This is a genomic window from Gilliamella sp. Pra-s52 (assembly GCF_009795805.1).
Lineage (GTDB): Bacteria > Pseudomonadota > Gammaproteobacteria > Enterobacterales > Orbaceae > Gilliamella.
On sequence record NZ_WTEY01000007.1, the window covers coordinates 1 to 15,144 of the forward strand.

The window sequence follows — 15,144 nt, forward strand, 5'->3', positions numbered from 1 at the left end:
CTTTACTGACCGATAGCTGACTAAAGGCCGTAATCACCCCATGAAGTCTGCGAGCATCACTGACCGTGGGTAAATCACTTAATGAACGTATGGCGGTGGTTAAGGGCTTATTGATAACTGGATTAAATGAGAAAGTGGCATGTTGGTTAAGGAGGGAATCAAGGGACAGGGCTTTATCAGGACTGGTGAAGGTTATCGTATAATGCCAGGGTCGATTGAGTGGCTCATCGCCTTTGACCTGCAACACCGACACCGGTGAACCCAGCCCCTCCACTGTTAGCGTATACCGATTATGGCTCACACTTTTCAACCCATCAATTAACCCATTAACCAGTCCCCCACCTAACTTGTCAACCAAACGGTCAAACTTGTTTGCCATGTTTTCCTTTCCTTTTTCAGTTTAATATTATTATTTATTAGCCACTTACACTACTACTGTGGTTTTACACGCAACAACATAAAAAAACAAATTATAAGCGATTTTGGCATTAATTTTAACCCTTACTTTTAAAATACCTTTGATTAATATAACTAATTTATATTGATTAAACCTGGATTCAAACATGAAGTGCAATTTTAAACACGGTGGAGTGAAGAAAGTAGAAAGGTGATTTATACTAGCCCCTTCGCACCACCACAGTTTGGAGATTGCTATGTATTATAATCACCTTTCTAGGAAGGAAAGATACCAGATTTTCGTATTATTACAAGCCGGAAAGAATAAAAAAGAGATAGCCCAGCTACTCAATAGACATCCTTCGACAATAAGTCGAGAGATAAAAAGAAACTCAAAACCTAATCAAACCTATCAAGCACATGAGGCGGTAACACTCGCTAGGAAAAGGCGAAAAGGCAAAGCTTATCGGCATTGCAAGGCGCCGAACATTAAAGAAGGAGACCGCCGATATAAACGGCCAATTAAACAACGCCCAAGAAAACGGCATAAGTTTAAAAGCCCCGTCTCCTTTTATTCTAAGGAGCTAAGACGAATTGCACTTCATGGTGGAATCTAGTTTTTAATCAACACGTTATTTATCAACAAACTTAACTGCTAAATTATTATCAAATCCCTTACAACAAAGACAACCTCCCTTTTGCGCAAGAATATCGTTAGTGATTAAAACCAATAATGCTTGATTTTAATTAATAAATTTCAATTATTGATTAATAAAAACACCATATATAGTGACGTATTTGATTGATAGGTACTACATATTGTATATTTTGATAAATATCAATTATCATACTCCCCAACGTATTTAAACAATTGGATAGAAAGAATGAATAAATCAATACTAGTAACCAAACGAGATGGCAAAAAGGAACCCATCAATCTTGATAAAATCCACAAAGTTATTACTTGGGCGGCTGAAGGACTAGACAATGTCTCGGTGTCACAAGTTGAATTACGTTCTCATATTCAATTTTATGATGGTATTCGTACTTCCGATATTCATGAAACGATTATTCGTGCAGCCGCAGATCTTATTTCGCAAGAAACACCCGATTACCAATATTTAGCCGCACGTTTAGCTATTTTCCATTTGCGCAAAAAAGCCTATAACCAGTTTACACCACCGCCACTTTATGAACATGTTAAGAAATTAGTAGCAAGCAAACGATACGATAAACATCTGCTTGAAGATTATACTCAAGAAGATTTTGAACAAATGGATAAGATTATTGATCATTGGCGAGATATGTCTTTTTCGTACGCTGCTGTTAAACAGCTTGAAGGTAAATATTTAGTACAAAATCGTGTTACAGGTGAGATATACGAAAGCGCACAGTTTTTATATATTTTAGTTGCCGCTTGTCTTTTTGCCAATTACCCGAAAGAGACTCGATTGAGCTATATCAAACGTTTTTATGATGCGGTTTCTACCTTCAAAATTTCGCTGCCGACACCCATTATGGCAGGAGTTCGTACCCCTACCCGTCAATTTAGTTCTTGCGTGTTAATTGAGTGTGATGATAGCTTAGATTCAATTAATGCAACGGCAAGTGCCATTGTTAAATACGTATCACAGCGTGCAGGAATTGGGATCAATGCTGGGCGCATACGAGCGTTAGGAAGTTCAATTCGTGGTGGCGAAGCATTCCATACTGGCTGTATTCCATTTTATAAATATTTCCAAACTGCTGTAAAATCTTGTTCACAAGGCGGAGTTCGGGGTGGTGCTGCTACGGTATTTTATCCACTTTGGCATTTAGAAGTGGAAAGCCTGCTCGTATTACGCAATAACCGCGGTGTAGAAGAAAACCGAGTTCGTCATTTAGACTACGGCGTACAAATCAATAAGCTGATGTATCAACGTTTAATCAAAAACGAAAATATTACTCTATTTAGTCCGTCTGATGTACCTGGGCTTTATGATGCGTTTTTTGCCGATCAAGATAAATTTGAAGCGCTTTATCGTCAATATGAGCAAGATGCCAATATTCGTAAACGTGAAGTTAAAGCGATTGAATTATTTGCCTTATTAATGCAAGAGCGTGCTTCAACAGGACGTATTTATATCCAGAATGTTGATCACTGTAATACACATAGCCCATTCAATGCTGAACTTGCGCCAGTGCACCAATCTAATTTATGCATGGAAATCGCATTGCCTACTAAGCCACTTTATAATATTAATGATGAAAATGGTGAAATTGCGCTATGTACATTATCAGCCTTTAATTTAGGTGAAATTGAATCACTAGACGATTTTGAGGAATTGGCTGACTTAACGGTTCGCGCCCTTGATTCCTTACTTGATTATCAAGACTACCCTGTACCTGCAGCTAAAAATTCATCAATTAATCGTCGTACTTTGGGGGTTGGTGTTATCAATTATGCCTATTATTTAGCTAAACATGGTGTGAAATATTCCGACGGTAGTGCCAATAATCTAACACACCGCACCTTTGAAGCAATGCAATATTATTTACTAAAAGCATCAAATAACTTAGCCAAAGAAAAAGGCGCTTGTCCATTATTTAATGAGACAACGTATTCGCAAGGCATTTTACCAATTGATACATATAAAAAAGATTTAGATACCATTACTAAAGAGCCATTGCATTATGACTGGGAGTCACTCCGTGAATCCATTAAAACTCATGGTTTACGCAATTCAACACTATCAGCTTTAATGCCATCAGAAACATCATCACAAATTTCAAATGCAACCAATGGCATTGAACCACCACGAGGTTTTGTGAGTGTCAAGGCATCTAAAGACGGCATTTTAAGACAAGTCGTTCCTGATTATAATCATCTTAAAAACTTTTATGAATTGCTTTGGCAAATTCCAAATAACACAGGTTATTTACACTTAGTTGGCATTATGCAAAAGTTTATTGACCAATCTATTTCGGCCAATACCAATTACGATCCAACCAAATTTCCGAATGATAAAGTGCCAATGAAACAACTATTAGCTGATTTACTAACAGCTTATAAATTTGGGGTAAAAACACTCTATTATCATAATACCCGTGATGGTGCAGAAGATCTTCAAGGTGATATTGCACTTGCTGATAGTGAGGGTGGCTGTGAAGGAGGAGCGTGTAAAATCTAATAGCAATTTTAGATAACACGCTAATTTTACAATAACATAATGAGGGAGTGAATGACTCCCTCTCAGATCCTTTCTTTTTACTACTTTAGGGTAACGAAAAGCAAACAAATCTGTTAGGAGTTTTTATGAGTATGAATTATAGCACTTTTTCGCAAGTCCATAATAACCAATTAAAAGAACCGATGTTCCTTGGTCAATCGGTCAATGTTGCACGTTATGATCAACAAAAATACGAAATGTTTGAAAAATTAATTGAAAAACAACTGTCCTTTTTTTGGCGCCCTGAAGAAGTGGATATCTCACAAGATCGCATCGATTATGCCGCTTTACCAGAACATGAAAAACATATTTTTATCAGTAATTTAAAATATCAAACGTTACTCGATTCAATCCAAGGCCGTAGCCCTAATGTGGCACTACTTCCGCTTATTTCAATTCCTGAACTTGAAACATGGGTAGAAACGTGGTCATTTTCAGAAACGATTCATTCCCGCTCTTATACACATATTATTCGTAATATTGTTAACGATCCTTCTGTGGTTTTCGATGATATCGTCACCAATAAAGAGATCCAAAAAAGAGCTGGTGATATTGCAGGTTATTATGATGATTTAATTAGCTACGCAAGCTATTATAATTTATTTGGCGAGGGCAAACATAACATTAATAATCGCACTGTTTCGATTAATTTACGTGAACTTAAAAAGAAACTTTACCTTTGCTTAATGAGTGTTAATGCGCTTGAAGCGATTCGTTTTTATGTCAGTTTTGCTTGCTCATTTGCATTTGCCGAACGTGAACTCATGGAAGGTAACGCAAAAATTATCAAGCTTATTGCCCGCGACGAAGCCCTACATTTAACTGGCACACAATTTATGATTAACACACTACGCAGTGGTGAAGACGATCCCGAAATGGCTGAAATTGCCAAAGAGTGTGAACAAGAGTGTTATGACCTCTTTTTGCAAGCAGCAAATCAAGAAAAAGAGTGGGCAGAATACCTGTTTGAAGGTGGTTCAATGATTGGTTTAAATAAAGATATTTTATGCCAATATGTCGAATACATTACCAATATCCGCATGCAAGCAGTTGGGCTAAAATTACCATTTGAAGCAAAATCTAATCCAATTCCATGGATCAACAATTGGCTGGTATCTGACAACGTACAAGTTGCGCCACAAGAAGCCGAAATGAGCTCTTACTTAGTTGGGCAAATTGATGCTGAAATGAATGAGGATGATTTAAGCGATTTTACCTTATAGATTTATACTAAAGCCTAATCATTACCTTAAACCTATTTACCTAAGGAACAGATCAACTGTTCCTTTTTTATGTTAATGTTCAGTAACAAATCATCATCTTATTCTAACGCTAACTTGACACTCATTGAAAATCGGGTAACGATATGGCTATTGAATTGTCTTAATTTGATAATATGTCCATGACAAGAACGCATTTATGTTACCCTGTATCACCGCTTCATTTTAGTGATGAACAAATAAATATTCCTTATCTAAAACAGCAGCTTGAAGCATTCCAACAATGGTCTATGGTGCAATTTGAGCAACAGGTTGATATTGATACACTCGTGCATTTACGTAGTGAATTTATTGATCATTTGCTTGAACGTTTATGGGGCTTTTACCAAATTCCTAAACATGTTTCCTCTTTTTTTAAACGTAATCGTATTGCGTTGGTAGCGGTTGGCGGTTATGGTCGGGCTGAATTGCATCCATTATCAGATATTGATATTTTGATTCTCAGCGATTACCCTTTAACCAAGGAAATTGAAAAACAGATTGGTGATTTAGTCCGTTTATTATGGGACCTACATTTAGATATAGGGCATAGTGTTAGAACATTAAGGATCTGCCTACAAGAAGCAAAAAACGATATATCAATTATGACCAATTTGATTGAGTCAAGGCTTATTTCTGGCAATCAATTACTATTAGATGAATTACATAAACAGATTTTTAGCGATAAAATCTGGCCATCTCGAGAATTTTATAAAGCCAAAGTACAAGAACAACAAGATCGTCACAAACAATATCATAGCACCTCTTATAATTTAGAACCCGATTTGAAAAATAGCCCTGGTGGTTTGCGAGATATGCAAATCATTCAGTGGATAGCGATCCGCCATTTTGGCGGTGAGTTTTTGCAAAAAATAGCAGACTTCAACTATTTAACGCCTGAAGATATTGAGGACTTTAAAACGTGTCGTAAATTTTTATGGCGCATACGTTTTGCGCTTCATTGTGTGATAACACGTTATGATAATCGTCTACTATTTGATCGTCAGTTAAGCATTGCCAAAATGTTAGGCTATAAAGGCGAAGGGAATGCGCCTGTTGAAAAGATGATGCACGATTATTATCGCGTTGCACACAATATTACCGAACTAAATCAAATGCTATTACAGCTGTTTTATGAATCTATTCTTGAGCATAATTCGAAAAATAAACCTTATGATATTGATGAGCATTTTCAAATTCGCGACAAGCTCATTGATGTAAAAGATGATGAGATCTTTAAAAAAGATCCTGTTATGATTATGCATCTTTTTTATACAATGTTGCTTAATCCTCAAGTTATCGGTCTTTATTCAAATACCATTAGGCAATTGCGTTCAGCAAGACGTTTACTCACTAATTTACTTTGTGAAAATGCCAAAGCAAGATCGCTGTTTATGTTGATCATCAAACACCCTGATGCAATTGAAAAAGCCATTTTACCAATGCATAAATATGGCATACTTTCGGTTTATATTCCGGGTTGGAAACAGATATCTGGTATGATGCAATTTGACCTATTTCATGCATATACTGTTGATGAACATACCATCCGTTTACTACTTGAACTCGATAGTTTAAAAACCGAAAACGGCAAACAAAAACACCCCAATAGCGCAAATGTCTTTGCTAAATTGTCTAAACCTGAATTATTAGTCATTACTGGGTTATTTCATGATATTGGTAAAGGTAGGCATGGTGATCATTCCGAAATTGGCGCGCATCTAGTTGAAGAATTTTGTCAATTACATGAACTAGAAACCAAAGATACCGACTTAATTATTTGGTTAGTGCGTTATCATCTATTAATGTCGGTAACGGCACAAAGCCGCGATTTACAAGATCCTGCGGTTATCAATGAGTTTATTCAAATTGTCAAAAGCAAACGCCGTTTGCAGTATTTGCTTTGTCTAACCGTCGCCGATGTCTGTGCAACGAATGAAACGCTTTGGAATAGTTGGAAACAAAGTTTAATGCGCGAACTCTATTTTAGTGCTAAAAACTCTTTTGATTCAGGTATTCGCCAAATTCCTGAACAGCGAAGCATCGCACGACAAAATAAACAAGAAGCATTAGCAATTTTAGTTAAGCAAAATTATGATGAACAAACGATTAAAGCTTTTTGGCAAAGCTATCGTGTTGATTATTTTCTTCGTTATACAAAAGAACAAATTGTATGGCATGCACAACTTTTATTACAACATGATTTAACTAAAACACAGGTTGCGATAAACCCAAACCCGTATCATGGTGGTAGTGAGATTTTTATTTATTCTCCAGATAGACCTTACTTATTTGCAACTGTCTGTAATATATTAAGTATGCATAATTTAACGATTCACGATGCACTTATCATTACAAATAAAAAAGGGTTTGCGCTTGATACTTTTATTGTATTAGATCCTAACGGACAAACACTGCAAGAAGATCGAAATCAAGGCCTAATAAGTGCACTTAATAAAGCATTACAACAACCTGTTTATAAAGCTGTAACTATTAAACCACCTAAACAACGGCTGCGATCGTTTTTAGTACCAACTCAAGTTAACTTTCTGTCTGCTTTCAATGACAGCCAAACTTATATGGAACTTATTGCACTTGATAGACCGGGATTGCTTGCTTGTGTGGGCGAAATATTCGCTAACTTAGACTTATCATTACGCAGTGCAAAAATTGCAACTATTGGCGAACATATTGAAGATCTGTTTATTTTAACCAACAAACACAACCAAGCGCTTGATGATAATACTTGTCAAAAACTTCGTGAATCAATCATTATTGCTCTTGATTCAATGAATTAATAAAATTAACCAAAAGATATAACTTATGCAATTTTTTATTATTTTATTTCCAATTTTTTGTATTTTTATTGTAGGATTTATTGCTCAAAAGGCCTTAAAGCTTGATGTTGCTAACTTATCAACAATGTCACTTTATGTCCTGTCACCTTTTTTGGCTTTTAAAATATTTTATACCCACACCTTAACCACCGATTATCTATTTTATATTGCTTATATTTTTGGTTTGTGCTTTTCATTAGTTATGATCGTTTCAATTTGGTCGCTGATAATGAAATATTCTGATAAAGAGCGATGTGCCATGATTTTAAGCTCGTGTTTTATGAATAATGGAAATTATGGCACACCAGTACTTTTAGTCTTTTTTGGTGCCATCGGGTTTGATTTAGGTGTCATTATGATGGTATTGCAGCAGTTTGTTATGAGCACTGTTGGTATTTACTACGCAGCAAAAGGAAGTGCTCGTGAAGATATCAGTAGTCAAAAAGATGTCATCAATAAAGTGATACGTATGCCCGTTGCTTATGGGGCTTTATTAGGAATAATATTTCAGCTATGTCATATTCCTTTATCTAAATCGATTATGACTTCAATTGGAATGGTTGGGGATGCTTCGATTGTGGTGATCATGATTATTTTAGGTATGCAACTAGCCAAAATAAGGATCAAACAACTCGATTATCCTAAACTTTCGTTTGCCTTAATAAATCGTATGGCGATTTCACCTATTGTGGCGCTTTGTATGGTCTATTTTATGCCAATAGAACCTGTTTATAAACAAGTACTGATTGTGTTAGCTGCTATGCCAAGTGCAGCCAATACGACACTAATGTCAGTACAGTTTGATACAAAACCCGAACTGGTATCAAGTGCTACCTTTTTTAGTACGCTATTAAGCTTAATGACATTACCCATTGTGTTGTGGCTTGTTGGTGCACCAGTACCTTTTTAACCGTGAAAAGGTATAACTATCTTAAGACCGATTAAAGTTGGTTTCTAAGTTAGTCAATGCCTACTTACTTAATATAAGTATCAAAAATTAAATTAATAATCAACTGTCACCCCCCCCACTCTTTTTCAAACTGGGCGACAAATTGAACTAAAAAGTGATGTCGCTGTTCAGCCATTTTTTTAGCAGTTTGTGTATTCATTATATCTTTAAGCAAAAAAAGTTTTTCGTAAAAGTGATTAATAACAGTATTAGGTTGCTTATAGCTCTGTTCATTCATTGATGTTCTTGGTGGAATTGATGGATCGTGCATCATATTATGTTTATTTCCACCATAATAGAAAGTTCGCCCAATACCAATTGCCCCTAAGGCGTCTAAACGGTCAGCATCCTGTACAATTTGCCCTTCAAGCGATAACGTTTTTTTATTTGAAAGATTTTTTCGATATGACATGTTTTCGATAATAGCAAAAACTAGCTCAATTTCGTTATCAGTCAAAGCCAGCGATATTAAATACTGACGTAGTTCTGTAATAGCTTGGTTAACATCGTCAACCACTTTGTCGTCAATAACATCGTGTAAATAAGCACTCACAATCACAATAAAGCGGTTAGCTTTAGGTTCATGCTGTAAAATCTGCTCAGCCAATCTTACTACTCGCTCAATATGAGCTATATCATGGCCTGTAAAGTCATTGGCAAGTTTCTGCTTAACAAAACCTCGTATAGATTGAATCACATTTTGTTGTGTCTGAGTAAGTGGATTATTCATATTATCGTTCTTAACCTGATTTTGCTGATTTAATTTACACAAACAGTTTTCCCGTATTGCCAAATGCCAACACCTCCCATATTAGAATATACCGAAAGAGCATAAAGTCTTTCGGCTTGATATGTATTTTGCGTCCAATAAACCTGATTGGATTCGAAATTGCTATCAGGATAGCCGTGAGGAGCATCCACATCAATCGTTTCGCCCCATTCAGCAAGTAATCCGCCACCAATGCGACGTTGATAATTATTACCTTGACCCGCTAAACCTTGATTCCAATATTGTGAATTAGCATTCGTTAGTTGGTTAATGGTAGGTAATTGATACCCTAAATTATGACAGTATTGTTCCGCATCAGCATAACTTCCCCCATTAGCCTTTATTGCTATAAACCATTTTTGAATAGTAAAACTATACACTTTATTGGTTTTCGCTCTATCTGAATATAATATAAACGTGGTTGGCACCGCTGTTGCGGCCTCGGCTGCACTAGCACCCTCTTTTGGCCCAACTAATTTAATCTTGGCTATACTGCCATTACCCGTTATATTGAGATCAATACCTGATGTCGACGGTATCTTATCATAAGTCATCTCGCTACCTAAGGTATCTATCATATCCATAGTAAAAAATAGCGCATATGCCCCCATCGTTGGAAAATTCGAAGCAGGGTTATTCAAATCTTGGCGTCTAAAGCCTTTGGCATCATCCCACTCGTTCGGTGGGCCTGAATAATTTGTTCCACCCCAATTTCTTCGACGACTATCACTTAGATACAAATTAGGCTTTACCGAATAAGTACAAGCCCCTTTTGGAGGATTAAGATAATAGGTGGCACTATTAAACGATATTGAAGTTGAATTAGGAATACCATAAGCGGTCGATAAGATGCTGTTATCATTCTGCACAGTAATACGATACGGTGCATTGCAATCCAAAAAAGCATCATTTAGATGCATTTCGTTGTTATTCGCATCTCGACCAATAATGGTTAAATTGCCCGTTGCAGTGATATCACCATCACCGTCTTTATCTGCCCAAAAACCATTATTATTGAGCAAATCAGTCATTGAAATTGCTTGTTGCCCTGGCGGAATAAGTGTTTTAATATCACCAAGCTTTATCCCATCACTCGGCAGTGGTATTGGATTGGACGGCGATGACGGGTTATTTTCCTTTGTAAACACACTACCATCGGGCAGTTCAATATCTAAAAATTTGTCTGTATTTCTAGATCGAGTTACTCCACCATCAAACGTCAAATAAGGAGCTGAACCCTGTATTGTTTCTGTCGTTGTGGCAGACATTACTACAGACAAATCTGCAAATAACGGATAGCTACATGCCATTAAACAACATAACGGTAACATTGATTTAATAAATATATGACGACTTTTTAGTGGATTATCTAGCTGGATTTTATTTTTTTTGATTAACGTTATTTTCATTTTATTGCAAACTCGACATTTTCCTATTCTCATTACGCAATTTGTCTTTTCAAAAAAGAGGCGTTACTTGATTTTAACGTGATAAAAAGCAATCAAATACAATTACAATAAATCATATCTATACCATTTTAGCATAAAAAAACCTTGTTAGATCAATTTTTATTCAATCTATTAATAAAAATAAATAACAACCATTACCCAATAATTAAATGAATAACAAAATATTATAAGGTGAATATTCCACATTTTATGACTGCTTAATCTTGATCTTGTGTGTACAAAACAATCATATTGTTTTAATCGTCAGCAATCAAGATTAATACCTTTTTTATATATTTTTTATTTTCTTGCGGATTGTTTTCAATACATTGGGGGGGTAGAATGCGCAGAAATAAAGCATCATTAAAGCAAATTTTGGAGTTTACTTAGTGAAAACATTAGTACGCAAAGTTTTGCCATGGCAGTTCATTGAACTCTTCACTCGATACCGCCAACGTTTAGCTTTATTACTTGGGCTATCTATTTTTTTTATTGCATTAATTATTTGTTGGCATTTATTAAAAGCAATTAATTTGAACGATTTAAAAAAATCGTTTCATCATCTTTCGACTAACGCAATTTTATTTTCTTGTTTATCTGCGATAGGTAGCTATCTGATGCTAATCTGTTACGAATGGTCTGCAGCTCGTTATGCAGGTGTTAAATTAAAACCCACAACGATTATTAGTGGTGGAATTTGTGCTTCGGCCATTGGTAATGCAATCGGACTATCAGCATTATCTGGCGGTGCAGTGCGGTGCAGGCTTTATTTTAAACAAGGTTTAACTACCATTGATGTGGCTAGGATGTCATTTTTTGTGACATTATCATTAGGATTTTCATTACCATTATTTGCAGCAATCGCCGCTCTTATTGACACTCATCAAACCATGTTAGCTCTCCATATGACCAAAAATAGCATATGGTTAACAGCCGGCACTGTATTTAGCATCTATGCCTTATTACTCGTTTTTTTATATTGTCATCAATTGCCAGAAAAACCAAATAAAGACACCCAATTATTTAAATTATTTCGTTGGACAATCCGTTTACCTAACATACGCTTAGCAAGCTGTCAGCTTGTTATCACGCTATTTGATGCCATTTTCGCCGGTGCTATCCTTTATTTTTTATTGCCAGTGCAACCCAATTTTTTCACTTTTATTATGATTTATATCCTCGCATTAGTTGCGGGCGTATTAAGCCATGTACCTGGCGGTGTGGGGGTATTTGAAGCCATTATACTAGCGGCATTATCTTCAGAAATTGGTACTGCATCATTAACCGTTGCACTGGTTATTTATCGTATTATTTATATATTAATCCCCCTCATTCCTGCCACTATTTTATTGCTTGCAAACGAGGGAAAAAACTTTTTATCTGCGCCACAAGCTAAACAAACAGAAACAGGCATTGCAGCTAGTGTCATGGCTGTGACAGTATTTTTTGCTGGTGTTGTAATGATGTTTTCAAGTGTCTTACCTGGTTTTAACCGAAAATTAGTTGCCTCGCTCATTCCCGAAAAAGTAATCAATATTGCACATCTAAGTGCCAGCTTAATTGGTATTTTATTTTTATTACTTGCAATGGGACTTCGCCGACGATTATTTTCAGCGTGGGGCGTATCAGTCATATTATTACTGATTGGCAGTATGCTTTCATTACTACGAGGATTACACTGGATAGAAGCCGGTGTACTATTATTTGTTGCCATTTTATTAATCCATTTTAAGCACGCCTTTTATCGAAAAAGTCGCTTAATTGTCATTCCATTTTCGTTTAATTTCTTTGCTATTTGTTTTTGCATGATAGCCCTTTTTGTTTGGGTAATATTATTCATCTATCAAGATGTACCTTATAGCCACTCATTATGGTGGCAATTTGAGTTAGATAGCAAAGTTCCTCGTGCATTACGAGCAGCGTTAGGGAGCTTTATTTTATTAAGTTGTGTAATGTTATTTTGGATTTTTCGTCCTGCATTGCCCATTTTACTCACACCAACTAATGAACAACTTAGCAAGGCTAGAAAAATTATTTTAGGCTCAAAACAGCCTGAAGGTGGGCTTGCCATGAGTGGGGATAAATCATTACTTTTCAATGCTAACGAAACCGCATTTATTATGTACGCAAGACGTGGACGAAGCATGGTCGCCCTTTATGATCCAATAGGGGATAACGCCGAAAAAGCTGATTTGATTTGGTCGTTTCGTGATTTATGTGACGAACATCACCTGCGCCCAGTGTTTTATCAAGTCAAAGCAGCCAATCTGCCTTTCTATATGGATATTGGTTTACGCACAGTTAAACTTGGCGAAGAGGCATTAGTTAACTTAAAAATATTTGATTTAACATCAAAAAATTATAAAGATCTTCGCTATACATGGAATCGTGGTCAACGCGATGGTCTTTCTTTAAAATTCTACCCACCAGGAACCGCACCACTTGATGAGCTAAAAGCGGTATCTGATGCTTGGCTTAAAAATAAAAATTCAAAAGAAAAAAGATTTTCGTTAGGTGCTTTTTCTAAACAGTATTTAGATAATTTTACAATCGCAGCTATTGAATATGAAGGGCGAATTATTGCTTTTGTTAATCTGTTAGAAACAGATCAAAACTATTCAGCCAGTATCGACTTAATGCGCGTTGTGCAAGATATCCCCAAATTAACAATGGAATTTTTAATGGTCGGTTTGATTTTACACTATCAAGAAAAAGGCTTTAAATACTTTAGTTTAGGGATGGTACCACTTGCAGGTATGCAACGTCGTCGTGGCGCACCGATGATTCAAAGACTTGGAGCATTAGTGTTTCGTCGCGGTGGGCGTTTTTATAATTTCCAAGGATTACGCCGTTTTAAAGAGAAGTTTGCAACACATTGGGAACCCCGTTATATGGCCGTTCCTGCAGGACTTGATCCTTTAGTTGCGATCATTGACACAACCATGCTTATTTCAGGTGGAATAACTGGGCTTAAAAAAAGTAAGAAATCATAATATGAAAAAACTGTTACGCTATATTTTATTGCTAATAATCCTAATACTCATAACATTACTCGCCTTTCTTGGGGGGCATTGGATAAAAAATCAAAGCAGTGCATCAGTAAAAACGATAACAATTAGCAATGATTTTTCGATCATATCAGCAACGCCTAAACAAACAGCCGAAGCCGCAGCGATTATTATTGCGACCAATGAAAATCATTTTACAGAACAAAAACTGTTAGAATTATCTAAAAAAATGGGAGCAAAGCTGGTTCAATTTGAACTAAAACCACAAGCAAGTTGTGCCGAACAACAAAACCGATTTAACCAAGCGGTAAAAATATTAGACGAGTCTGATTTTGCTGTTGCTGGAATGCGTGAGGGTGCTACTTTTGCTTATCGATGGTTGGCCGAACAACAAAGTGACGATGCAAAAGCATTATCAATAGAATTTACTTTAGACCATAAAGACTGCAATGATCCACTACCAACCCAAGCAAATCATGGAACATGGCAAGTAATTTGGAACAACCCACCAGAAGAAGAGGTGGCAGTCTTTCCGCGGGAACAAAAAAAAATCGCTGTCACTACATCAATTGGCGAATATCAAGCATCACCAGTTGAATTATTAAGCCTGCATCTTGCATCAGTTCTATTTGGAAAACATGAGCAGCTGCCTGTTATTGAATTACCAGCAACCATCAAAGAAGTTCATCCAAATACTGTGACGCTTTATTATTCGGGAGATGGCGGTTGGCGTGATTTAGATAAAGTATCGGCCGAATACATGGCTTCGCACGGTTATTCTGTTGTGGGTGTTGATGCATTAAAATTATTTTGGCAACACCGTTCGGTTGAGCGTAGTGCCAAAGATCTGGCTTACTTAATGCAACAATATCGTGAAAAATGGGGAACAACCCATTTTGTACTTACAGGATATTCATTTGGAGGTGACATTTTACCGTCACTTTATAACCGTTTACCAATGGCAGATCAAAATAGCATCCAAGCCATTGTTATGATCGCCTTTTCAAAAGATGCTAATTTTGAAATCGAAATCAGTGGTTGGCTTGGTCAATCAGGTAATGAAATGAAAACAGGTCCAGAAATCAGCAAAATCCCAGCAGGTAAACTATTTTGCATTTATGGTGAAGAAGAAAAAGACGAAACAGGATGTTTACAGCCTGAAATGAAAGGTGAAGCATTCAAATTACCTGGTGGACACCATTTTGATGAAAATTACCAACACCTTGGGCAAATTATTATGGATGCAATCGACAAAAGGACGCAATAACT

General features: G+C 36.4%; 9 protein-coding genes and 1 pseudogene. 7 read left to right on the top strand and 3 right to left on the bottom strand.

What is annotated here, in order from left to right:
- Positions 1–379: pseudogene (locus tag GQ594_RS06590) on the bottom strand (hypothetical protein); the annotation flags it as partial.
- Positions 380–653: 274 nt separating this feature from the next.
- Between GQ594_RS06590 and GQ594_RS12460 the strand changes: the two are divergent.
- The 5 genes from GQ594_RS12460 (at position 654) to GQ594_RS06615 (ending at position 8,611) form a co-directional block, all read left to right on the top strand.
- Positions 654–1,013, top strand: a complete 360-nt coding sequence (locus GQ594_RS12460) for a helix-turn-helix domain-containing protein (protein WP_160411930.1) — start codon at positions 654–656, stop codon at positions 1,011–1,013.
- A gap of 267 nt (positions 1,014–1,280) precedes the next feature.
- Entirely contained in the window at positions 1,281–3,566 is a 2,286-nt protein-coding gene (gene nrdA, locus GQ594_RS06600; protein WP_160411929.1) for a class 1a ribonucleoside-diphosphate reductase subunit alpha, read from the top strand.
- A 131-nt stretch (positions 3,567–3,697) separates the two neighbouring features.
- Entirely contained in the window at positions 3,698–4,828 is a 1,131-nt protein-coding gene (gene nrdB / locus GQ594_RS06605; RefSeq protein WP_160411937.1) for a class Ia ribonucleoside-diphosphate reductase subunit beta, read from the top strand.
- A 179-nt stretch (positions 4,829–5,007) separates the two neighbouring features.
- On the top strand, positions 5,008–7,662 hold the full coding sequence (gene glnD, locus GQ594_RS06610; protein ID WP_160411928.1) for a bifunctional uridylyltransferase/uridylyl-removing protein GlnD: 2,655 nt from the start codon (positions 5,008–5,010) through the stop codon (positions 7,660–7,662).
- A gap of 25 nt (positions 7,663–7,687) precedes the next feature.
- A complete protein-coding gene (locus GQ594_RS06615) occupies positions 7,688–8,611 on the top strand; it encodes an AEC family transporter (protein ID WP_160411927.1) in 924 nt (307 codons plus the stop codon).
- Positions 8,612–8,717: 106 nt separating this feature from the next.
- Here GQ594_RS06615 and GQ594_RS06620 read toward each other — a convergent pair whose 3' ends face one another.
- On the bottom strand, positions 8,718–9,380 hold the full coding sequence (locus GQ594_RS06620) for an HD domain-containing protein (protein WP_160411926.1): 663 nt from the start codon (positions 9,378–9,380) through the stop codon (positions 8,718–8,720).
- A 29-nt stretch (positions 9,381–9,409) separates the two neighbouring features.
- The gene (locus GQ594_RS06625) at positions 9,410–10,828 is read right to left on the bottom strand and encodes a hypothetical protein (RefSeq protein ID WP_160411925.1); all 1,419 of its coding nucleotides are present in this window, start codon (positions 10,826–10,828) and stop codon (positions 9,410–9,412) included.
- A gap of 428 nt (positions 10,829–11,256) precedes the next feature.
- Between GQ594_RS06625 and mprF the strand changes: the two genes are divergently transcribed.
- Complete coding sequence (mprF, locus tag GQ594_RS06630; RefSeq protein ID WP_202112511.1) at positions 11,257–13,860, top strand: bifunctional lysylphosphatidylglycerol flippase/synthetase MprF; 2,604 nt, start codon at positions 11,257–11,259, stop codon at positions 13,858–13,860.
- 1 nt (position 13,861) lies between these two features.
- A complete protein-coding gene (locus tag GQ594_RS06635; protein WP_160400263.1) occupies positions 13,862–15,142 on the top strand; it encodes a virulence factor family protein in 1,281 nt (426 codons plus the stop codon).
- The last annotated feature ends 2 nt before the right edge of the window (positions 15,143–15,144 follow it).